The 18287-nt window shown below is 62.5% G+C and carries 22 protein-coding genes and 1 pseudogene; 7 read left to right on the top strand and 16 right to left on the bottom strand.

Features of this window, described 5'->3' with window-relative positions; translation table 11 throughout:
• Window positions 1-643 (bottom strand): annotated as a pseudogene (locus NKI61_RS28695) (aldo/keto reductase); the annotation flags it as partial.
• A gap of 34 nt (window positions 644-677) precedes the next feature.
• Window positions 678-1205 carry a nuclear transport factor 2 family protein gene (locus tag NKI61_RS28690; protein ID WP_023671025.1) on the bottom strand — a complete coding sequence of 176 codons (528 nt, stop codon included), beginning with the start codon at window positions 1203-1205 and terminating at the stop codon, window positions 678-680.
• A 99-nt stretch (window positions 1206-1304) separates the two neighbouring features.
• Here NKI61_RS28690 and NKI61_RS28685 point away from each other — a divergent pair, with 99 nt between their 5' ends.
• Window positions 1305-2231 carry a LysR family transcriptional regulator gene (locus NKI61_RS28685; RefSeq protein WP_023671024.1) on the top strand — a complete coding sequence of 309 codons (927 nt, stop codon included), beginning with the start codon at window positions 1305-1307 and terminating at the stop codon, window positions 2229-2231.
• A gap of 33 nt (window positions 2232-2264) precedes the next feature.
• On the opposite strand, the gene tsf is transcribed toward NKI61_RS28685, so the two are convergent.
• The 6 genes from tsf to NKI61_RS28655 all read right to left on the bottom strand — a co-directional run bounded on the left by tsf (window position 2265) and on the right by NKI61_RS28655 (window position 6020).
• Window positions 2265-3185, bottom strand: coding sequence for a translation elongation factor Ts (tsf, locus tag NKI61_RS28680; RefSeq protein ID WP_023684688.1), 921 nt, complete (start codon window positions 3183-3185; stop codon window positions 2265-2267).
• Between the two features lie 108 nt (window positions 3186-3293).
• Window positions 3294-4082 carry a 30S ribosomal protein S2 gene (gene rpsB / locus NKI61_RS28675; RefSeq protein ID WP_023671022.1) on the bottom strand — a complete coding sequence of 263 codons (789 nt, stop codon included), beginning with the start codon at window positions 4080-4082 and terminating at the stop codon, window positions 3294-3296.
• 177 nt (window positions 4083-4259) lie between these two features.
• Window positions 4260-4715 carry a LysE family translocator gene (locus NKI61_RS28670; RefSeq protein WP_352841928.1) on the bottom strand — a complete coding sequence of 152 codons (456 nt, stop codon included), beginning with the start codon at window positions 4713-4715 and terminating at the stop codon, window positions 4260-4262.
• Window positions 4715-4870 carry a hypothetical protein gene (locus NKI61_RS28665; protein ID WP_352841926.1) on the bottom strand — a complete coding sequence of 52 codons (156 nt, stop codon included), beginning with the start codon at window positions 4868-4870 and terminating at the stop codon, window positions 4715-4717. Before NKI61_RS28665 ends, NKI61_RS28670 begins: the two co-directional genes overlap by 1 nt.
• A complete protein-coding gene (locus NKI61_RS28660; RefSeq protein WP_023671020.1) occupies window positions 4867-5145 on the bottom strand; it encodes a DUF4031 domain-containing protein in 279 nt (92 codons plus the stop codon). Before NKI61_RS28660 ends, NKI61_RS28665 begins: the two co-directional genes overlap by 4 nt.
• 44 nt (window positions 5146-5189) lie before the next feature.
• Window positions 5190-6020, bottom strand: a complete 831-nt coding sequence (locus NKI61_RS28655; RefSeq protein WP_023688583.1) for a cell envelope integrity EipB family protein — start codon at window positions 6018-6020, stop codon at window positions 5190-5192.
• Window positions 6021-6158: 138 nt separating this feature from the next.
• On the opposite strand from NKI61_RS28655, the gene NKI61_RS28650 reads away from it, so the two are divergent.
• The 5 genes from NKI61_RS28650 (at window position 6159) to NKI61_RS28630 (ending at window position 10377) form a co-directional block, all read left to right on the top strand.
• On the top strand, window positions 6159-6623 hold the full coding sequence (locus tag NKI61_RS28650) for a RidA family protein (RefSeq protein WP_023684686.1): 465 nt from the start codon (window positions 6159-6161) through the stop codon (window positions 6621-6623).
• 14 nt (window positions 6624-6637) lie between these two features.
• Window positions 6638-7366 (top strand): glycerophosphodiester phosphodiesterase, encoded by a 729-nt coding sequence (locus tag NKI61_RS28645; RefSeq protein WP_352841925.1) that lies wholly within the window; start codon window positions 6638-6640, stop codon window positions 7364-7366.
• A gap of 55 nt (window positions 7367-7421) precedes the next feature.
• Complete coding sequence (locus NKI61_RS28640) at window positions 7422-8636, top strand: GNAT family N-acetyltransferase (protein WP_023684684.1); 1215 nt, start codon at window positions 7422-7424, stop codon at window positions 8634-8636.
• Between the two features lie 96 nt (window positions 8637-8732).
• A complete protein-coding gene (locus NKI61_RS28635; RefSeq protein WP_023684683.1) occupies window positions 8733-9161 on the top strand; it encodes an HIT family protein in 429 nt (142 codons plus the stop codon).
• A 280-nt stretch (window positions 9162-9441) separates the two neighbouring features.
• Window positions 9442-10377, top strand: coding sequence for a phosphatase PAP2 family protein (locus NKI61_RS28630; protein ID WP_352841923.1), 936 nt, complete (start codon window positions 9442-9444; stop codon window positions 10375-10377).
• 99 nt (window positions 10378-10476) lie between these two features.
• Here the strand turns inward: NKI61_RS28630 and clpA are convergent, their stop codons facing one another.
• The 4 genes from clpA to NKI61_RS28610 all read right to left on the bottom strand — a co-directional run bounded on the left by clpA (window position 10477) and on the right by NKI61_RS28610 (window position 14176).
• Entirely contained in the window at window positions 10477-12966 is a 2490-nt protein-coding gene (gene clpA, locus NKI61_RS28625) for an ATP-dependent Clp protease ATP-binding subunit ClpA (RefSeq protein WP_023684681.1), read from the bottom strand.
• Window positions 12967-12972: 6 nt separating this feature from the next.
• On the bottom strand, window positions 12973-13299 hold the full coding sequence (clpS, locus tag NKI61_RS28620; protein WP_023671012.1) for an ATP-dependent Clp protease adapter ClpS: 327 nt from the start codon (window positions 13297-13299) through the stop codon (window positions 12973-12975).
• Between the two features lie 275 nt (window positions 13300-13574).
• Window positions 13575-13904, bottom strand: coding sequence for a phasin family protein (locus NKI61_RS28615; protein ID WP_023671011.1), 330 nt, complete (start codon window positions 13902-13904; stop codon window positions 13575-13577).
• Complete coding sequence (locus tag NKI61_RS28610; RefSeq protein ID WP_156931558.1) at window positions 13901-14176, bottom strand: hypothetical protein; 276 nt, start codon at window positions 14174-14176, stop codon at window positions 13901-13903. Before NKI61_RS28610 ends, NKI61_RS28615 begins: the two co-directional genes overlap by 4 nt.
• A 68-nt stretch (window positions 14177-14244) precedes the next feature.
• On the opposite strand from NKI61_RS28610, the gene NKI61_RS28605 reads away from it, so the two are divergent.
• Window positions 14245-15639, top strand: coding sequence for a D-alanyl-D-alanine carboxypeptidase (locus NKI61_RS28605; RefSeq protein ID WP_023748392.1), 1395 nt, complete (start codon window positions 14245-14247; stop codon window positions 15637-15639).
• A 46-nt stretch (window positions 15640-15685) separates the two neighbouring features.
• Here the strand turns inward: NKI61_RS28605 and NKI61_RS28600 are convergent, their stop codons facing one another.
• The 4 genes from NKI61_RS28600 to NKI61_RS28585 form a co-directional block, all read right to left on the bottom strand.
• Window positions 15686-16384: a DnaJ domain-containing protein gene (locus NKI61_RS28600; RefSeq protein ID WP_023752225.1), complete on the bottom strand. Its 699-nt coding sequence runs from the start codon at window positions 16382-16384 to the stop codon at window positions 15686-15688.
• The gene (locus tag NKI61_RS28595; protein WP_352841922.1) at window positions 16384-17115 is read right to left on the bottom strand and encodes a vWA domain-containing protein; all 732 of its coding nucleotides are present in this window, start codon (window positions 17113-17115) and stop codon (window positions 16384-16386) included. The genes NKI61_RS28600 and NKI61_RS28595 overlap by 1 nt, the downstream gene beginning before the upstream one ends.
• A gap of 103 nt (window positions 17116-17218) precedes the next feature.
• Window positions 17219-17656 (bottom strand): DUF1489 family protein, encoded by a 438-nt coding sequence (locus NKI61_RS28590; protein ID WP_023752223.1) that lies wholly within the window; start codon window positions 17654-17656, stop codon window positions 17219-17221.
• A gap of 78 nt (window positions 17657-17734) precedes the next feature.
• Window positions 17735-18287 (bottom strand): L-serine ammonia-lyase, iron-sulfur-dependent, subunit alpha (locus NKI61_RS28585; protein ID WP_352841921.1); only part of this gene is annotated, 553 nt, incomplete at its 5' end.

The raw sequence follows: 18287 nt of genomic DNA, 5'->3' as shown, positions 1-18287 counted from the left end.
GCGGGCTCCACACCATGATTCCTGCGCCATGGCGGGTGCCGAAGGGCACGAACTCATTTTCGATCGAACGCTCCGCCAGCGAATATTCAAGCTGCAGGGCCGACACCGGCTCGTAGCCGCGCTACTCGGCGATCGTCTGCGCGCGGGCAGCATACCAGGCCGGCACATCGGACAGGCCGACATGGCGAATTTTGCCCGCACGCACGAGATCATCCGTCGTGCGCATGACCTCCTCGGCCGGCGTCAGCCCGTCCCAGACATGGAGGAGGTAGAGGTCGATATAGTCAGTGCCCAACCGCTTCAGCGAGGCGTCCACGGCGCGCAAGATGTTCTTGCGGCCATTGCCGCCGGCGTTCGGATTGCCGGGCTCCGCGTTGAAGGTGAATTTCGTGGCGATCACCGCTTTGTCGCGCAAGCCCCGCTCGGCGATGAATTCGCCGAGCCAGGTTTCGGCTGTGCCGCCGGTGTAGAGGTCGGCGGTGTCGAAGAAATTGCCGCCGGCCTCGACATAGGCGTCGGCCATGGCGCGCGCGGTTTCCCTGTCCGCGCCCCAGCCCCATTCGGTGCCAAAGGTCATGGTGCCCAGTGCCAGCCGGCTGACGCGCAGGCCGCTGTTGCCCAGTGTGTAATAGCTCATGGTCATGGTGTTTTTCCTATCCTGATTTCTTGACGCCGGCTCACTGGCCAGGCGTCATCTTGACCCAGGGATTGCCGCGCTCATGCGTGGCGCGGAAAACGAAGCCGTCGACTTTCCAGCCGGTCCCGGAGCGAACCAGATGGTGCTCGTAGGTGCCCCAGACTTCCCACAGCGGGTCGCCATTGCCTTCCATTCGGTTCCAGGCATAGCCGTTCGAAGAGACGGTCGCCGCGTCCGCCTCAAAGATCACCTGGTGATTGGTGCGCAGATGCAGGCTGGTCTTGCTGCCCCTGAGGTTGCCGGCCCAGGTACCGATCAGATTGTCGGAGGGGATGGTGGCGGCAGGCTGTCCTGACAGGCTGCTGAAGTCGACGGTGACACGGTCGGCGAAATAGGAGCGGGCAAGCTTCCAGTCCTGCGCATCGACGGCACGGTCGATGGCATCGGCGATGCGGATGACGGCGCGTTCGTCGGCGAGCGCGCGCCAACCGGACGGCTCGGCGCCGCCGGCATCGACCGGCGCTAGGGCAAGGCCTGCGGCGAAGGTAGCGTGTTTCAAGGCATCCATCTCTTTTCTCCTTTGTGCATCGGTGATGGCAATATGGGTCAGCCTGTCGGCATCGAGAAGATTGAAGTGTTCGCAAGGACTATGCGATATCATGCATGAATGGACCGGGATCTGCTCAGTCATTTGCCTGTCATCGTCGCCGTTGCCCGACGCGGCGGCTTTGCGCTAGCTGCGGCCGAACTGGGCATGTCCCCATCCGCCGTCAGCCATGCGGTGCGCCTCGTGGAGGAGCGGATCGGCCAGCCGCTGTTTGCGCGCACCACGCGCAGCGTCTCGCTGACGGAAGCCGGCAAGGCGCTGGTGGACACGGCAGCCCCTGCCCTCCAGGATATCGCCGACCGGATGGACCGCATCCGAGCCATCAAGGGCCGGCCCTCCGGCTTGCTCAGGTTGAACGTTCCCAACATCGCCGTTCCACTTGCCGTCACTCCCGTGGCCGCCGCGATGGCTGAACGCTATCCTGATGTGACCATCGAATTGCTCACCGACCAGGGGCTGGTGGACATTGTCGGCGAGGGTTTTGATGCCGGCATCCGGCTGGGCGAGATGATCGCACAGGACATGGTCACGGTCCGGCTGACGCCGCCATTCAACGCCGTGATCGTCGCCTCCCCCGCCTATGTCGGCCGGCATGGCCGTCCGCGCGGTGTGGCGGATCTTTCGGACCACAATTGCATCGGCTACCGGCTTGTGCGCTCCGGCGCACTCTATCGCTGGGACCTGACTGAGGACGGCAAGGATGTCGTGGCCGAGACGAAGGGTACGGTCATCGTCACCGATTCGCTGGCCGCGATCGACCTTGCGCTTGCCGGCGTCGGGCTGACCTATGTGTTCGAGCCGCTGGTGCGCGCGGAATTGGCCGCCGGCCGCCTCGTTCAGATCCTGCCGCAAACGGCGATCGAGGAGCCCGGCCTCTTCCTCTACTTCCCGCGCAGGGCGTCGATGGCGCCAAAGCTCAGGGCCTTCATCGACACCGCACAAGAAATTGGCCGAGCATCCTTGCGGACACCCGGCCGAGTTGCCTGAGCTGAGAAGCCCTTTTCGGGGCTATTTTCAAAACTACTTCTTCACCGCCGCCGCGACTTCCGCCGCGAAATCGGTCTCTTCCTTTTCGATGCCTTCGCCCAGCGCAAAGCGCAGATAGGCGGAGATCTTGGCCGGAGCGCCGATGTCCTTCTCGGCATCCTTCAGCGCCTGCTCGACAGTGATGTCGGGATTGAGCACGAAGGCCTGCTTGAGGAGCACGACTTCCTCGTAGAACTTGCGCAGGCGGCCTTCGACCATCTTTTCGATGATCGCTTCCGGCTTGCCGGACTGGCGCGCCTGGTCGGCGAAGATCGCCTTCTCGCGCTCGACCGCTGCCGGATCGATCTGCTCGGCGGTCAACGCCAGCGGGTTGGTGGCGGCGACATGCATGGCGACCTGGCGGCCAAAGGCGTTGGCGGCATGCTCATTGCCCGTGGTCTCGATCGCGACCAGAACGCCGAGCTTGCCAAGACCATCGGCAACCGCATTGTGGACGTAGGTTGCGACAGCACCGTGCGGGACGGTGAGCTTGGCCGAACGGCGGAAGCTCATGTTCTCGCCAATGGTGCCAACGGCGTCCTTGATGGTGTCAGTGACCGACTTGTCCGAACCCGGATACTTTGCGGCAGAGACAGCCTCCGTCGTGCCATAAGCAAGCGCGACCTTGGCGACATTGCGAACGATCTCCTGGAACTGCTCGTTGCGGGCTACGAAATCGGTCTCGGAGTTAACCTCGACGATGGCGGCCTCGCGGACGCCGGAGTCGACGCCGATCAGGCCTTCGGCGGCAGTACGGCCAGCCTTCTTGTCGGCCTTGGAAATGCCCTTCTTGCGCAGCCAGTCGACGGCCTCTTCGATGTTGCCGTTGGTCTCCGTCAACGCCGCCTTGCAGTCCATCATGCCCGCGCCGGTCAAGTCGCGGAGTTCTTTGACCTGTGCAGCCGAAATGCTCATTGTCGCCTCTTTGTTTTAAATGCACCGACGCACCACCGGTACTCGGTGATGCGTCCGTCTAGCGTGCCAAATATGAGAATGATGAAGGCCGCAACCGGCCTTCGATTGTCAAGCTTCCGGCGCGTCCGCAGCCGGGGCCGGAGCCGGATCAAGCGCCGGTTCGACCGGAGCTTCGACCGAGGCGCCGATGTCGACGCCGAGCGCGCCCTGCTGGCGGGCGATGCCGTCGATGGCAGCCTTGGCGATCAGGTCGCAATAGAGCTGGATGGCGCGCGCCGCGTCGTCATTACCGGGGATCGGGAAGTCGATCTTGTCCGGATCGCAGTTCGAATCGATGATGGCAACGACCGGAATGCCGAGGCGCTTGGCCTCGAGAATGGCGATCGCTTCCTTGTTGGTGTCGATGACGAACATCAGGTCGGGGGTCGAGCCCATGTCCTTGATACCGCCGAGCGCCTTGTCGAGCTTCTCGCGCTCGCGGTCGAGGTTCAGGCGTTCCTTCTTGGTCAGGCCCTGGGCCTCACCGGCCAGCATCTCGTCGAGCTTGCGCAGGCGCTGGATCGAATTCGAGATCGTCTTCCAGTTGGTCAGCATGCCGCCGAGCCAACGCGAATTGACATAATACTGGGCCGAACGCTGCGCCGCGTCAGCGACGATATCCGAAGCCTGGCGCTTGGTACCGACGAACAGCACGCGACCGCCCTTGGCAACGGTGTCGGAAACCTGCTTCAGAGCCTGGTGCAGCAAAGGCACCGTCTGCGACAGGTCGATGATGTGGATGTTGTTGCGGGCGCCGTAGATGTAAGGCGCCATCTTCGGGTTCCAGCGGTGGGTCTGGTGGCCGAAGTGAATGCCAGCTTCCAAAAGCTGGCGCATGCTGAAATCAGGCAGTGCCATTCTTAGTTCCTTTTCCGGTTAGCCTCCACGGACACAGGCATTTTTGGACTTTGTCCTCGAACGCCACCGGAGGTTTCAGCCGGATTTCTCCCGGGCAGACACCAAAGTCCGTGTGTGGAATGAGCGCGCATATAAAGGGGAAGCGCTGCAAACGCAAGCGGTGAGGTGCTTCATCGCTCAGCGCGCGGCAATCAGCGCTCCGGTGCCGATCATGGCGCTGCCGGCGAACCGGTTCATCAGCCGCATGCGTCCGGGCGTCCTGAACCAGCCGGATGCCCTGCCCGCCAGCGCGGCGTAGATGCCCATGGTGAGAATATTGGCGCCGACGACGACTGCCACCACCAGCAGGCCGTCGGCAAACGTCATGGTGTCGAGGTTGAGGATCAGCGGCATGATCGAGGCGTGGAACAGGATCGCCTTCGGGTTGCCGAGCGCCACGGAGGCGCCAAGCAGGAACGACCGCGACAATCCGGTTTGGGGGATTCCTTGCGCGGCCGATTGCGCGGCCGCGGCCCGCCACATCTTGATGCCGAGGAAAATCAGGTAGGCCGCACCGGCGTATTTCAACAGGAGAAACACCCATTCGAAGGTCTGGGCCAGCGCCACCAGCCCGAGCAGTGCCACGGTGACCATCACGGCATCGCCGGCGGCATGCCCATTCCGGCGACGAACGCACGCAGGAAGCCGCGTGCCACGCCGTTGGTGATCACCGTGAACATCGCCGGTCCCGGCGTGGCGGCGGCAAGTGTGATGGCAAGGCAATAAGCCAGGAATGCCATTAGCGTCACGATCGGCCCTTTCCGTTGGGTACCCGTACGCGCCTGAAGATCGCAACGATCTCCTCGCGGCTGCATTCGATGGCGCCGAGCCGCACCGCCCGGTCGCGCTCGAAGCCGGTTATGTCATAGTGCGGCGCCGATGTCCTGGGCGGCCCCTGGTAGGACGAACGCTTGACGCCAAGCTCGGCGGCGAAACGATGCAGTTCGTCCGTATCGTCGGCCATCAGGTGGCACCAGCGATGGCCGGCCCATTTCCAGATCGCCGCATCGACATAGACCGCCATCGGGAACTGCCATCAAGCCTGCCGTGGCCAGCGCCGCATTGTTGCTATTTCGAGACCGGGCAAGGCTTGGTCTGATCGAACAGCGACAGGTTGACCAGCTTTCCGGTCATCGAGAACTCGCCATAGTCCATTGTGAGGTCGCGGGTGATGCCGTTCTCGTGCAGCTTGAAGCTGATGCGGTATTCCGGCACCTCTTCGCCCGATTTGTCGGTCTCGTCGAAATAGGCGATGTCGACCGGCCAGTATTTGTCGCCGGCAAGCTTGGCCAGCGCCGGCGCTTCGGGGTCGGCCTTGTCGCCCTCGGCCTTCTTGCCGACGATGACGGTGGTGGTCATCACCTTGTTGGCATCCTCCGAACCGTCGAACAGGCTGGTTTCGTAGAAATTCTCGCCCTTCTCGGCCTTGCCGATCAGTTCGACCAGATGCTGGGTCGGGAACTGGGTGGCGGCGAGTTCGAGGCTGTTCTTCTCGGGCTTGTCGATATCGACCTTGAGACCCTTGGTCTCTTTTGTGGCGGTGCCTTTGACCTCCTTGTCTAGGTTCTGGTCGACGAAGGATTTGGTCACGAACGAGAAGGTCTTGCCTTCGGCGTCCTCGAACGTGGTCGTCTGCTGGTCGGTCAGCCTGGTGTTGTCGCCGGTGGCGATCTGGGTGACGAAACGGAATTTTACCGTATAGCCCTCGCAGGGCGAGCCGTTGAACTCATAGACCATGCGGCCGGAAATCCCGGTGATGCCCGAGCGGTCCGACGCCTTGTCGAGGGTAAGATCGTAGACGGCGCGATGCGCCTGCAGCGCCGGCACGGCAAAGGCTGGAGCCATCGAGAACAGCACCGGAAAGAGAACGGCGTGGAAGGCAAGGCGCGTTGCGCGCATAAGGGGCTCCGATCGTCGCAGCTGATGGCAGGCCGCAGGTAAAGATGGTCCAGCTTAAAAAAAGTCGTGGCGGAAGCGAGGCAAAAATAGCAATTTCGGCCCGGCCAGCGCGGCGTCTCCAAGCAATAGGGAAATACCATGAGTGAAACAATCGAAAAGCGGCTAAGCGATCTCGGCGTGACAATACCTGCCGCCGCAGCGCCCGCCGCGAACTATGTGCCCTATTGCAGGTCCGGCAATCTTTTGTTCACCGCCGGGCAGTTGCCGCTCAAGGACGGCAAGCTGCAGGCAAGCGGCCTGCTCGGCCGCGACGTCGATACCGCAACCGGCAAGGAAGGCGCAAAGTACTGCGCAATCAATGTCTTGGCCCAGGCAAAAGCAGCACTTGGCGATCTCGAAAAAATCCAGCGTTTGGTCAAGATCACCGTCTTTGTTGCATCAGTGCCGGATTTCGTCGAGCAGCATCTGGTCGCCAATGGCGCCTCCGATTTCCTGGTCGCCGCCCTTGGCGAGCGCGGCAAGCATGCCCGCTCCGCCGTCGGCACCGCCTGTCTGCCGCTTAATGCCGCAGTGGAAATCGAAGCCGTCTTCGAGGTCGCATGAGCAGGACCAAGACAATGACCGACCTTTCCTGGCTGACCGCCCGCCCGGTGGCGCATCGCGGCTTTCACGACATGAACAAGACGCGCTGGGAAAACACGCTGTCGGCCTTCGCGGCTGCCGCCGAGCGCGGCTATGCGATCGAATGCGACGTGCATTTGTCGTCCGACCGCGTCCCCGTCATCATTCATGACGGCGATCTCAGGCGGTTGACCGGCCAGGACGGCTTCGTCTGGCAGCGCACGGCAGCGGAACTGGCGGCGCTCAGGATCGGCGGCACCAAGGACCATGTGCCGACACTGCAAGAAGCGCTCGACCTAGTCGACGGCCGTGTGCCGATGGTTGTCGAACTGAAGGGTGTGCCCGGTTACGACGAGGGCTTGGTGGCAAGCGTCGGCAAGATGCTGGAGCGCTACAAGGGCAAGGCGGCGATCATGTCGTTCGACCACTGGCTGGTCCGCGACTTCCCCAGGGATGCGCCTGGAATTCCGGGCGGGCTCACGGCCTATGGCCAGGACAACCAGTTGATCGAGGCGCATTTTGCCATGCTGGCACATGACCTCGCCTTCACCTCCTATGCCGCGGGCGATCTGCCGAACCCGTTCGTCAGCTTCGTGCGCGAAAGGCTTAAAATGCCTGTCATCACCTGGACGGTGCATGACCAGCAGGCGGTGGATCTCACCTTCAAATACGCCGACCAAATGACGTTCGAAGGGTTCGAACCCGATCTGGTCAATGTCGCCTGATGGAAGTGCCTGAAACGTGACTTGTAGCGGCCCCGACAGAGCTTAAATAAGCCCCATGGATCAGGGTGATGAAGGTGACGGGCAAACGGCGAATGCGGAGTTTTCCATCCGCGTTGCCGCCGGCATCAATGCCTTCACCTGCGACGAGTGGAACGGCTTTACCGGCACAACCCGCAGCGACACAGAAAATGGCTATAACCCTCTCGTTTCATATGCTTTTCTGAGCGCGCTTGAAGATTCCGGCTGCGCCGTGCGGCGTACCGGCTGGCAAGGTCATCATCTCAGACTGGAAAATGCCCAAGGCAGATTGCTGGGCGCCGTGCCCTGCTATCTCAAATCGCACAGCCAGGGCGAATATGTCTTCGACCACGGCTGGTCCGATGCGTTCGAACGCGCCGGCGGCAACTACTATCCGAAACTGCAATGCGCCGTGCCGTTCTCTCCGGTCACCGGCCCTCGCCTGCTGGTCAGCAAAGGCGAGGACAGCGCCATTGTGAAGGCCGGTCTCGCAGCGGGCCTGAAGGCGGTGACGGAAAAGCTCGGCGTGTCGTCCGCGCATGTCACCTTCGCCAGTGAAAGCGACGTTGCAACGCTGGAAGCAGCCGGCTTCCTGCACCGCACCGACCAGCAGTTCCACTTCTTCAACGAAGGCTTTTCGACCTATGACGATTTCCTCGCCACGCTGGCATCGCGCAAGCGCAAGGCGATGAAGAAGGAGCGGCGCGAGGCGCTCGCCAACGATATCTCGATCGACCGGCTCACCGGCAAGGACCTGTCCGAAAAGGCCTGGGACGATTTCTTCGCCTTCTACATGGATACCGGCAGCCGCAAATGGGGCCGGCCCTATCTCAACCGCAAGTTCTTCTCGCTGATCGGGGAGCGCATGTCCCAGGACATCCTGTTGGTCATGGCCAAGCGCAATGGCCGCTATGTCGCCGGCGCCATCAACTTCATCGGCTCCGATGCGCTCTACGGCCGCAATTGGGGCTGCATCGAGGACCACCCGTTCCTGCATTTCGAAGTCTGCTACCATCAGGCCATCGACTTCGCCATCGAGCGCAAGCTGAAGGTGATCGAGGCCGGCGCGCAGGGTGAGCACAAACTGGCGCGCGGCTATCGTCCCGTGACCATGCATTCGGCGCACTACATCGCACATCCCGGCCTGCGCAATGCTGTGGCCGATTATCTCCGGCGTGAGCGGCGCGAGGTCGAGCGGATGGGCGAAATTCTGGAAGAGCATACGCCGTTCCGCAAGGATCTTGAGGAATAGCGATCCGCGCCTGCCCTCGCCTGACCATCTTACCTGACCATCTTGCCGGTCCAGGACAGCTTCGCTACACCGGGAGCATACTCCCGGAGCGCCGCCATGACCGAGGCCTACGACCCCAGCAATATCTTCGCAAAGATCCTGCGCGGCGAAATCCCCTCGCACCGCATCTACGAGGATGATGCCGTGGTCGCCTTCATGGATGTGATGCCGCAAGGCCCCGGTCACACGCTGGTGGTGCCCAAAGCACCGTCGCGCAATCTGCTCGATGCCGATCCCGCGACGCTCGGCCGGCTGTTCACCACGGTCCAAACGGTCGCGCTGGCGGTCAAAAAGGCTTTCGGCGCTGACGGGGTCACCATCCTGCAGTTCAACGAACCGGCGTCCGGCCAGACCGTCTACCACCTACATGTCCATGTCATCCCGCGGTTCGAAGGCATCGCGCTCAAGCCGCATACGGGGCAGATGGAGAAGCCCGAAGTGCTGACGGAGAACGCGGCGAAGATCCGAGCAGCGCTGAACGGTTGAGGTGGCGCGCGCCTCAGGGCGATGCGCTCAGCCACAATCCACCACGTCGGTTAGGAAAATATCAAACCACGCCGTGATAACGTGCTCCGTACCGGGATGCGTTTGGGTTTTCAAAATCGTGGAACATTCGGTTGCGACATCAGAGCCGTTGGTAAAAGCAGCTGCCGGGCGGGCCTTTCTGCGCACCTTGGCGGACGCGTACCGGCGACACCGCCTGCTGCACGCGATGGCCATCGCTGCCCTGCTTTTGGCAGCCGCGGTCGGCCTGCGCACCGGAAACATGCCGGATTTCGGCGTGCTGGAAGACTATTCCCAATACCTTCTTTTCGCTTTCTGGATCGGTGGCTGCGCCTTCGCACTCGGCAGCTTTTTTCACCTTGCACTCATCAAGCGGGATCCTGAGCCGCTCGGCACTTTTCTGCGATCGATCGGCGGCGTCTTCGGCGACGCCGAGCGCAACGCCAACAGCCTGAATGGTCTGGCCGCGTGCATTGCGCTCATATCCGCTTTCGGTGTGTTGAAAGGCGCGGTCGCGATCCTTTCGCCATTCGCATGGGATCACGCATTGGCTCAGGCCGACCGGGTGCTGCATTTCGGCCGAGCGCCCCATGAATGGCTGTGGTTTATCGTCCAGTCGCCGCTCGCCGTAAGATCGTTCAACCTGGCTTACAATTCCTGGTTCGTCGTCCTTATCGCCTCGGTCTTCATCGCTTGCATCACGCGCACGGACACGAAGCTGCGTCACCAGTTCCTGATGAGCTTCATGCTCGTGTGGATACTGGCGGGTTTTTTCCTGGCGATGGGCCTGTCTTCGGCAGGGCCGTGCTTTTACGAGCGACTGGGGCTGGGCAGCGACTATCATTCCCTGATGCAAGCACTCGCCGCCGCCGATCGCATCTATCCGATCTGGGCGCTCAGCACGCAGGACATTGTGTGGAGCGGCTATATCGGGGCGACGCCAGGCAGTCTCGGCATATCCGCCTTCCCGTCCATGCATGTAGCGATGGCGGTGCTTTTCGCGCTTTATGCAACACGCCGCTCACGGTTGGCCGGCCTTTTGATGTGTCCATTCGCCGCAATCATCATGGTCGGCTCGGTCGTCCTTGGCTGGCATTATGCCGTGGATGGCTATGCGAGCGTTCTGATTTCGATCGCCATCTGGAAGGCGTGCGGGTACTTCCTGGGCAAGTTTGCACCCGAGGGCGTCGCCGCCTGACCTAACAACATCTGCCCTGAAAAGCAGGGGCGCTGTGTCGGCAAACCGGCCAGCCAATGAAAAAAGGGCCCGTCATCGGGCCCTTCATAGGCGAACCTTTCAGCTCTTGCGCGGCAGTTGCGGCACCAGGCTGCGCTTGCCGCCATCCTTGCCCTTGGGCTCAGGCTCGTCCTTGCCCTTGGGCTGAGGCTTCTGCGCCACCGCCTTCTTGGCGACGGGCTTCTTGGCCACCGCCTTGCGGGCTTTCGGCGTCTCTTCCGGCTCCTGCTTCGGCTGCACCGGGGCTTCGTCGGCCAGTGATTCGAGCTTCAGGCCGGTTTCGCCGGTTTCCTTCTTCTCGACGGTGACGCGCACCGTGCCGCCCTTCTTGAGCTTGCCGAACAGCACCTCGTCGGCCAACGGCTTCTTGATGTGCTCCTGGATGACCCGGCCGAGCGGCCGCGCACCCATGCGCTCATCATAGCCCTTGTCGGCCAGCCAGGCGATCGCGTCGGACGACAGGTCGAAGGTGACGCCCCGCTCGGAGAGCTGGGCCTCGAGCTGCATGACGAACTTCTGCACCACCTGGTGGATGACCGGGACCGGCAGAGAGCCGAACGGGATGATCGCATCGAGACGGTTGCGGAACTCCGGCGTGAACAACCGGTTGATGGCCTCGACATCGTCGCCTTCGCGCTTGGTCGATCCGAAACCGATCGCCGCGCGCTGCGCATCCGATGCGCCCGCATTGGTGGTCATGATCAGGATGACGTTGCGGAAGTCGATCTGCTTGCCGTTGTGGTCGGTCAGCTTGCCGTGGTCCATGACCTGCAACAGGATGTTGAACAGGTCCGGATGCGCCTTCTCGACTTCATCCAGCAAGAGCACGCAGTGCGGATGCTGGTCGACCCCGTCGGTAAGCAGACCGCCCTGGTCGAAGCCGACATAGCCGGGAGGCGCGCCGATCAACCGCGAGACGGTGTGGCGTTCCATATATTCCGACATGTCGAAGCGGATCAGCTCGACGCCGAGCGAGGCAGCCAACTGCTTGGCGACTTCGGTCTTGCCGACGCCGGTCGGGCCTGAGAACAGGTAGGAGCCGATCGGCTTTTCCGGTTCGCGCAGGCCGGCACGCGCCAGCTTGATCGCCGAGGTCAGCGCGGTGATGGCGGTGTCCTGGCCATAGACGACGCGCTTCAGCTCGATGTCGAGGCCTTGCAGCACCTTCTCGTCGTCTGCCGAAACCGTCTTCGGCGGGATGCGGGCCATCGTGGCGATCGTGGCTTCGATCTCCTTGATGCCGATCGTCTTCTTGCGCTTGGCTTCCGGCACCAGCATCTGCGAGGCGCCGGTCTCGTCGATCACGTCGATCGCCTTGTCCGGCAGCTTGCGGTCGTTGATGTAGCGGGCCGACAGTTCCACCGAAGCCTTGATCGCCTCGTTGGTGAACTTCACCTTGTGGAATTCCTCATAATAGGGCTTGAGGCCCTTCATGATCTCGATGGCGTCCTCGATGGTCGGCTCGTTGACGTCGATCTTCTGGAAGCGCCGCACCAGAGCGCGGTCCTTCTCGAAGAACTGGCGGAACTCCTTGTAAGTGGTCGAGCCGATGCAGCGGATGGCTCCCGAAGACAGCGCCGGCTTCAACAGGTTCGACGCATCCATCGCGCCGCCTGACGTGGCGCCGGCCCCGATCACGGTGTGGATCTCGTCGATGAACAGCACGGCGCCCGGATAATCCTCGAGCTCCTTGACGACCTGCTTCAGCCGCTCTTCGAAATCGCCGCGATAGCGCGTGCCGGCCAACAGCGTGCCCATGTCGAGCGCGAAGATGGTGGCGTCCTGCAGCACTTCGGGCACATCGCCCTCGACGATGCGCTTGGCCAGGCCTTCGGCAATCGCCGTCTTGCCGACGCCGGGATCGCCGACATAGAGCGGGTTGTTCTTGGAGCGGCGGCACAGCACCTGGATGGTGCGGTTGATTTCGCTCTCGCGGCCGATCAGCGGATCGATCTTGCCGGCCTTGGCCTTGTTGTTGAGGTTGACGCAATAAGCCGTCAGCGCATCCTGCTGCTGCTTCTTCTTGCCGCCTTCCTCCTGCGGCTCGGCGCCGTTCTGGCCGCCCTGCTCGTCATCGGCGCCGCGCGGCGAGCGCGTCTCCGATGCGCCGGGGCGCTTGGCGATGCCGTGCGAGATGTAGTTGACCGCGTCGTAGCGGGTCATCTGCTGTTCCTGCAGGAAATAAGCGGCATGGCTCTCGCGCTCGGCAAAGATGGCGACGAGCACGTTGGCGCCGGACACTTCCTCGCGGCCGGATGACTGCACATGGATCACGGCGCGCTGGATGACGCGCTGGAAGCCGGCGGTCGGCTTGGAATCCTCATCGTAACCGGTGACCAGATTGTCGAGTTCGGTGTCGATATAGGTCAGAACGGTGTGCTTCAGCTCGTCGAGATCGACGTTGCAGGCGCGCATAACGGCGGCCGCCTCAGTGTCGTCGATGAGGGCGAGCAGCAGATGTTCTAGGGTTGCATATTCATGGTGCCGCTCATTGGCGAGCGTCAGCGCCTGGTGAAGCGCCTTTTCCAGGCCTTGGGAGAAAGCCGGCATGTTACCTCACTTCTTCTCCATCACGCATTGCAGCGGATGCTGATTCTGTCGGGCGAAATCCATGACCTGAGACACTTTGGTCTCGGCCACCTCGAATGTATAGACCCCGCACTCTCCCACCCCATGATTGTGAACATGAAGCATGATGCGTGTGGCGGCTTCGCGGTCCTTTTGAAAAAAACGCTCCAGGACGTGAACCACGAACTCCATGGGCGTGTAGTCGTCGTTGAGGATGAGGACCCTGTAAAGGCTGGGCTTCTTGGTCTTGGTCTTCGTGCGCGTAATGACGGCTGTGCCGCGACCGGCCTCATTGCCGTCGCCGTCACTTTGCATCCGCACCACGCTTGTCGTGGCAGTCAAACCTGAAGTCACGTAGTCCTGCCTCTTTCGAATCCCCATGCGAGTTCGATATGTAGGTGTTCGATGGACGATTTTAAGCCCTTCTTGTTAGCTGACAATATGGCTAGGTGGGGAAACCGAGGCGATTTTCAAAATCGTGAACCGCCAAAGCCCCGGAATTGAACCGGCATGAAAAAACCCGGCCGCGCATCCGCGACCGGGTCTGTTTTGCAAGCCCGAAAGGCCGTGCCTGGTATTCTCGAGCGAACTTACTTCGCCTTGGCGACAATCGATTCGAAGGGCTTGTAAGCCTCCTTGGCGAGATCGGCATAGAGATCGCCGAACTTGGTCGCCTCGGCAACGAAGCTCTCATAGCTCTGCTTGGCGAAGTCGGACTGGATCTCGACCGCCTTTTCCAGCGACTTGGCGGAGAACAGCTTTTCGACCGCGGCGCTACCGGCTTCGAAGCTCTTCTTGGTGTATTCGCCAGCTTCGGTGGCGATCGCCTGCGCGCCCTTGGAGAGCGAGGTGAAGCTCTTCAATCCGGTATCGGCAAACTCCTTGCCGTATTTCGAGAAGTCCTCGTAGGTCTGGGTCATTTGACGTTTCCCTTGGCGTTTTGAAGCGCCCTTGCCTGAGCGCAATTGTGCAATGCACGAGAATATATTGTGCGCTGCACAAAAGTCAAGATTACAGCGGCATCAGGCCGCGCTGCGCCGGCAACAGCTAAAATTCGAATAAAGAAAGGCTCAAGCCCGAGGAAAATGGTGAACGCGCCGGTTACCATAAACGGATTGGTAACGCTGGCCGCGATAGTTTGACGACAAGTGAGGTCGGATCCCTTTGCCGCCTCCATGGCAATGAGTTTCAAAGGAACTATCAGTGCGTCAGGCGTTGTCGGTCTTCGGTTCAAAATCCGCATCTTCCCTCAAAACGATCATGATCCTCGCTTTGGCGATGTCATTTGTCGTTGCGGATGCCGCGTCCTCGATGGCCGCCAGGTCTTCGGCGATCGTCGTCGACGCCAAGACCGGCAAGGTGCTTTATTCGTCCGATGCCAACGGCCGGCGCTACCCGGCGTCGCTGACCAAGATGATGACGCTCTATCTGACCTTCGAGGCCATGGCGAAGGGCCGGATCAGCAGGAACACGCCCGTGCCGTTCTCGGCCAAAGCGGCGGCCGAACCGCCGACCAAGCTCGGCGTCAAGGCGGGCGGAGCGGTTTCGGTCGAAACCGCCATCCTGTCGATGGTGACCAAGTCGGCCAATGATTCGGCGACCGCGCTCGGCGAACTGCTCGGCGGCAGCGAAAGCAATTTCGCCCGCATGATGACCGCCAAGGCGCGCGCGCTCGGCATGGACGGCACCGTGTTTCGCAATGCCAACGGCCTGCCCGATCCCGGCCAGTTCACAACCGCCCACGACATGGCGATGCTCGGCATAGCGCTCAGGGAACATTATCCGCAGTATTACGGCTATTTCTCGCAGCGCTCCTTCCTTTACGGCCGCCAGCGCATCAATGGCCACAACCGTCTGCTCGGCCGCATCAAGGGCGTCGACGGCATCAAGACCGGCTATACCCGCGCCTCCGGCTTCAACCTCGTCTCGTCGGTTTCGGATGGCAACCGCCGCCTCGTCGCCGTCGTCATGGGCGGCACTTCGGGGCGCAGCCGCGACAACCAGATGGCCGGCCTGATCAACGCCTACATGCCGCGCGCATCGACCCGCGGCGGCGGCGCCCTGGTCGCCAAGGCCGGCGGCGACAATCCGGTCAAGGCGCTGGCCAAGGTCTTCCTGCCCAAGCATGACGCGCCGACGCCGGATGGCAAGCCGATCGTTGAAGACGATGCCGTAGCGTCCAATGACGATCCGACATCCGCTGACGAGCAGTCTGCTGAAGGCCAGTCTGCCGACGAACAGACGGTGGCCGCGGTCGAAGAGCCCGCCCCCGTCGTCAAGACCAGGAAGGTCAAGACCGTCATCGTGACGGCGCCGAAGGTCGAAACTGCGCAGATTGTGGCTGCCTATGCCGAACCCACGCCTGTATCCCCACAGGCGGTCGACCCGGTCAACACGGCCTCGGTGCCGGCTGGTTGGGCGGTGCAGGTGGCGTCGTCGCCCAAGCAGTCCGAAGCCCAGGCTTTCCTCGACAAGACCGCCAAGCAGGCGCCCAAAGTTCTTGGGGCTGCTTCCGGTTTCACCGTCGCCTTCGAAAAGGATGGCGAGACCTATTACCGCGCCCGGTTCGGCGGCTTCCGCTCGAAGGACGCGGCCTGGAATGCCTGCAATGCCCTGAAGAAAAAGAAAATCGCCTGCTACGCCGTCCAACAGTAGGGCGGCGTCGGAACCATCTCCCGGAAATTTACTGCGTCGAAGGAGACTAGTTGTGATTGGAGAGCAAGACGTCCTTGGCTTCGTTGATCCGCGCCGCCAGGAAAGACGTGCCGCCGATGTCGGGGTGCAGGCGCTGCATCAGGCGGCGGTGCGCCTTGCGGACATCCGCCGCGGCGGCCCCCGCTTCAAGACCAAGGATCTTGTAGGCCTCCTCCTTAGTCATGGCGCCCGCACCTGGCGCAACACCCAGCCCTTCGCCACCGTTCGCCTCAGCGTCTTTGCGCCAGACGGGAAAACGGCCGTCAAGATACGTCTCTAGGAGCTGGCGGCTCTCCGGGTCGCCGGGGAGTTCGCGGTAAAGCTGCTGCAGCTCGGCCAGGCCCATCGCGCCCAGCATCTTGCCTTCATGGCGGCCGGCCAGAACCAGGCCTTCAAGCCCGCCCGTATCGTGATCAAGCTCCATTTCCAGTGCGGCGGTCCGCACCGTCGAGCGCTTGCCGGGCGCCGGCCCGACCGACGGCCGCTTCATTCGCATCGAACCGTACCAGGCAAGGGCCGCGGCCAGGATGAGGCCGGCAATGCCTTCGCGCCCGACCACCAGAACGGCAAGCCCGACCAGCGCCAGAAGCACCGGCCCGAGCGTGCGCATGCCGCTTGCCAGTCTTTGCGCATCGGCGCGGACAAAGATCGTCGCCGCGCCGAGCAGCACCAGAAAAAGTGCAACAAGTGCAATGATAGCGCCCATCAATTCCCGCCGCCCCTGAGATGCTCGATCAGCAGCCGGTCTCCCGGCCTGTCCCTTGCCTCGAGCGCCTTCAATCCGCCGGTCGCATAGACGGCAACCGCCGCAAGCAGCCCGGCCAAGGTCGCGGCAGCCCGCCGATCAAATCGGAACCAAGCCCCTTTGGACAGCCGCGCAATCTCCTTGAACGCCTTTTCTGCGCCGGGATCATGGCCTTCCTGGAAGACGAAGACGGGAACGCCGTGCAGACCGAGGCTGCCGGCCTTCTGCGCCAGCTCGTCGATATCCTCTTCCATGGCGTCGCCGATATAGACCAGAGCGTTGACCTTGGCCGCCGCCGTTTCCTTTAGCGCATGCGCCAGCACCTTGCCGATCTGGGTGTGGCCGGCACGGCAGTCGATCCGCGTCATCAGCTGCTTCAGGGCATCAGTATCGGCGACAAAAGCCGACGAGCGGCACTCGCCCAACCCGCGAAAATAGGCCAGTTGGACGCTGAGAGTTCCGGCCTTGCCGACGGCGTCGAACATTTCGCCCTGCAGCTTGGTGGCGAGATCCCAGGTCGGCTGGCGGCTCATCGTGGCGTCGAGCGCAAGGATCAGCCGCCCGGGGCCGGTCGCGGACGCGGCAAGCGTCCGGGCCTGACGGATGAAGGCGTCGATCTCGCCGGCATTGGATTGAGGCTTGACCGGCGCAGGACTGGCCCTTGCGGGCACGCGCTGCTTCTTGTCGCTCATAAGAAGCAAGATGTGGCGTTGTCGGGCCCCTTGCAAGTCCAGCCTTGGACAAGATGAAGGGCCAGCGCTCGACGCTCTGGGAGAAGCGGCCGCGCCCTTGGCTCTACAGCAAGCCCAGATCGGCGAGCTCGCGCTTCAGTTTCGGCGGCATCTCGACCATTCCGGCCTTGCCCTTGCCGATATCGGCGGGCGCATCCGAAGGTCTGAGATAACGCCAGCCCTGGAAGGCGCGGCGCGGCTGCCAGTCGGTGCGCACCACGTCGAGGTCGAGCATCAGGCGGCAACGGCCGATGCCTTCATCGTCCGTGAAGGGCCTGATATCAGTGATCAGCTGGCGGCATTGCACGCTGCCCTTGATCACCCAATAAAGCGAACCGCCATCGGTGACCTCGGCGCCGCGCGTCGGCACCATGCGGGTGGTGTGCCAGTGCTCGGCGGGTTCGCCGGCGCGGCGGCGCTCATCGAGGCGGAAGGCGATCCATTCTTCGAGGTCCTCGACGCTGTCGCAACCGACGCACAGTTTTAGGAGATTGAGTGCCATCGCTTAAGGTTTAGTCCGGCGCGCGATTGCGTCAACGGCCCTGCCCGACTTCTCCACAGTGCCAGTGGCGTTGCGCGGTCAGCATTCCACGACATTGACGGCGAGCCCACCAAGGCTGGTTTCCTTGTACTTCTCGTTCATGTCGAGGCCCGTCTGGCGCATTGTTTCGATCGCGGCGTCGAGCGGCACGAAATGGACGCCGTCGCCTTTGATCGCCAGAGAGGCGGCGGTGACCGCCTTGACGGCGCCGAGCGCATTGCGCTCGATGCAAGGCACCTGGACCAGACCGCCGACCGGATCGCAAGTCATGCCGAGATGATGTTCGAGCGCGATTTCGGCGGCGTTCTCGACCTGCTCGGGCGTGCCGCCCATGACGGCGCAGAGACCCGCGGCAGCCATCGCCGAGGCCGAGCCGACCTCGCCCTGGCAGCCGACTTCGGCGCCGGAGATCGAGGCATTGGTCTTGATGATGCCGCCGACGGCGGCCGCCGTGAGCAGGAAGTCGCGGATGCTCGGCTGGTCGGCCTCGGGGTGGAAATGCAGCCAGTAACGCAGCACCGCCGGCAATGTGCCGGCCGCGCCATTGGTCGGCGCGGTGACGACGCGTCCACCGGCGGCGTTCTCTTCGTTC

The sequence above is a fragment of the Mesorhizobium sp. M0514 genome, assembly GCF_040321145.1.
Taxonomy (GTDB): Bacteria; Pseudomonadota; Alphaproteobacteria; order Rhizobiales; family Rhizobiaceae; genus Mesorhizobium.
Note: the sequence above shows the minus strand (reverse complement) of the source record. Positions and strands in the feature narration are given on the sequence as shown.

What these genes read in the sequence shown, in the direction of transcription:
- NKI61_RS28690 (WP_023671025.1), bottom strand. Translation starts at nt 1,205, where the DNA reads ATGGATGCCTTGAAACACGCTACCTTCGCCGCAGGCCTTGCCCTAGCG.
- NKI61_RS28685 (WP_023671024.1), top strand. Translation starts at nt 1,305, where the DNA reads ATGGACCGGGATCTGCTCAGTCATTTGCCTGTCATCGTCGCCGTTGCC.
- tsf (WP_023684688.1), bottom strand. Translation starts at nt 3,185, where the DNA reads ATGAGCATTTCGGCTGCACAGGTCAAAGAACTCCGCGACTTGACCGGC.
- rpsB (WP_023671022.1), bottom strand. Translation starts at nt 4,082, where the DNA reads ATGGCACTGCCTGATTTCAGCATGCGCCAGCTTTTGGAAGCTGGCATT.
- NKI61_RS28670 (WP_352841928.1), bottom strand. Translation starts at nt 4,715, where the DNA reads ATGGTCACCGTGGCACTGCTCGGGCTGGTGGCGCTGGCCCAGACCTTC.
- NKI61_RS28660 (WP_023671020.1), bottom strand. Translation starts at nt 5,145, where the DNA reads ATGGCGGTCTATGTCGATGCGGCGATCTGGAAATGGGCCGGCCATCGC.
- NKI61_RS28655 (WP_023688583.1), bottom strand. Translation starts at nt 6,020, where the DNA reads ATGCGCGCAACGCGCCTTGCCTTCCACGCCGTTCTCTTTCCGGTGCTG.
- NKI61_RS28650 (WP_023684686.1), top strand. Translation starts at nt 6,159, where the DNA reads ATGAGTGAAACAATCGAAAAGCGGCTAAGCGATCTCGGCGTGACAATA.
- NKI61_RS28645 (WP_352841925.1), top strand. Translation starts at nt 6,638, where the DNA reads ATGACCGACCTTTCCTGGCTGACCGCCCGCCCGGTGGCGCATCGCGGC.
- NKI61_RS28640 (WP_023684684.1), top strand. Translation starts at nt 7,422, where the DNA reads ATGGATCAGGGTGATGAAGGTGACGGGCAAACGGCGAATGCGGAGTTT.
- NKI61_RS28635 (WP_023684683.1), top strand. Translation starts at nt 8,733, where the DNA reads ATGACCGAGGCCTACGACCCCAGCAATATCTTCGCAAAGATCCTGCGC.
- NKI61_RS28630 (WP_352841923.1), top strand. Translation starts at nt 9,442, where the DNA reads ATGCCGGATTTCGGCGTGCTGGAAGACTATTCCCAATACCTTCTTTTC.
- clpA (WP_023684681.1), bottom strand. Translation starts at nt 12,966, where the DNA reads ATGCCGGCTTTCTCCCAAGGCCTGGAAAAGGCGCTTCACCAGGCGCTG.
- clpS (WP_023671012.1), bottom strand. Translation starts at nt 13,299, where the DNA reads ATGCAAAGTGACGGCGACGGCAATGAGGCCGGTCGCGGCACAGCCGTC.
- NKI61_RS28615 (WP_023671011.1), bottom strand. Translation starts at nt 13,904, where the DNA reads ATGACCCAGACCTACGAGGACTTCTCGAAATACGGCAAGGAGTTTGCC.
- NKI61_RS28605 (WP_023748392.1), top strand. Translation starts at nt 14,245, where the DNA reads ATGATCCTCGCTTTGGCGATGTCATTTGTCGTTGCGGATGCCGCGTCC.
- NKI61_RS28600 (WP_023752225.1), bottom strand. Translation starts at nt 16,384, where the DNA reads ATGGGCGCTATCATTGCACTTGTTGCACTTTTTCTGGTGCTGCTCGGC.
- NKI61_RS28595 (WP_352841922.1), bottom strand. Translation starts at nt 17,115, where the DNA reads ATGAGCGACAAGAAGCAGCGCGTGCCCGCAAGGGCCAGTCCTGCGCCG.
- NKI61_RS28590 (WP_023752223.1), bottom strand. Translation starts at nt 17,656, where the DNA reads ATGGCACTCAATCTCCTAAAACTGTGCGTCGGTTGCGACAGCGTCGAG.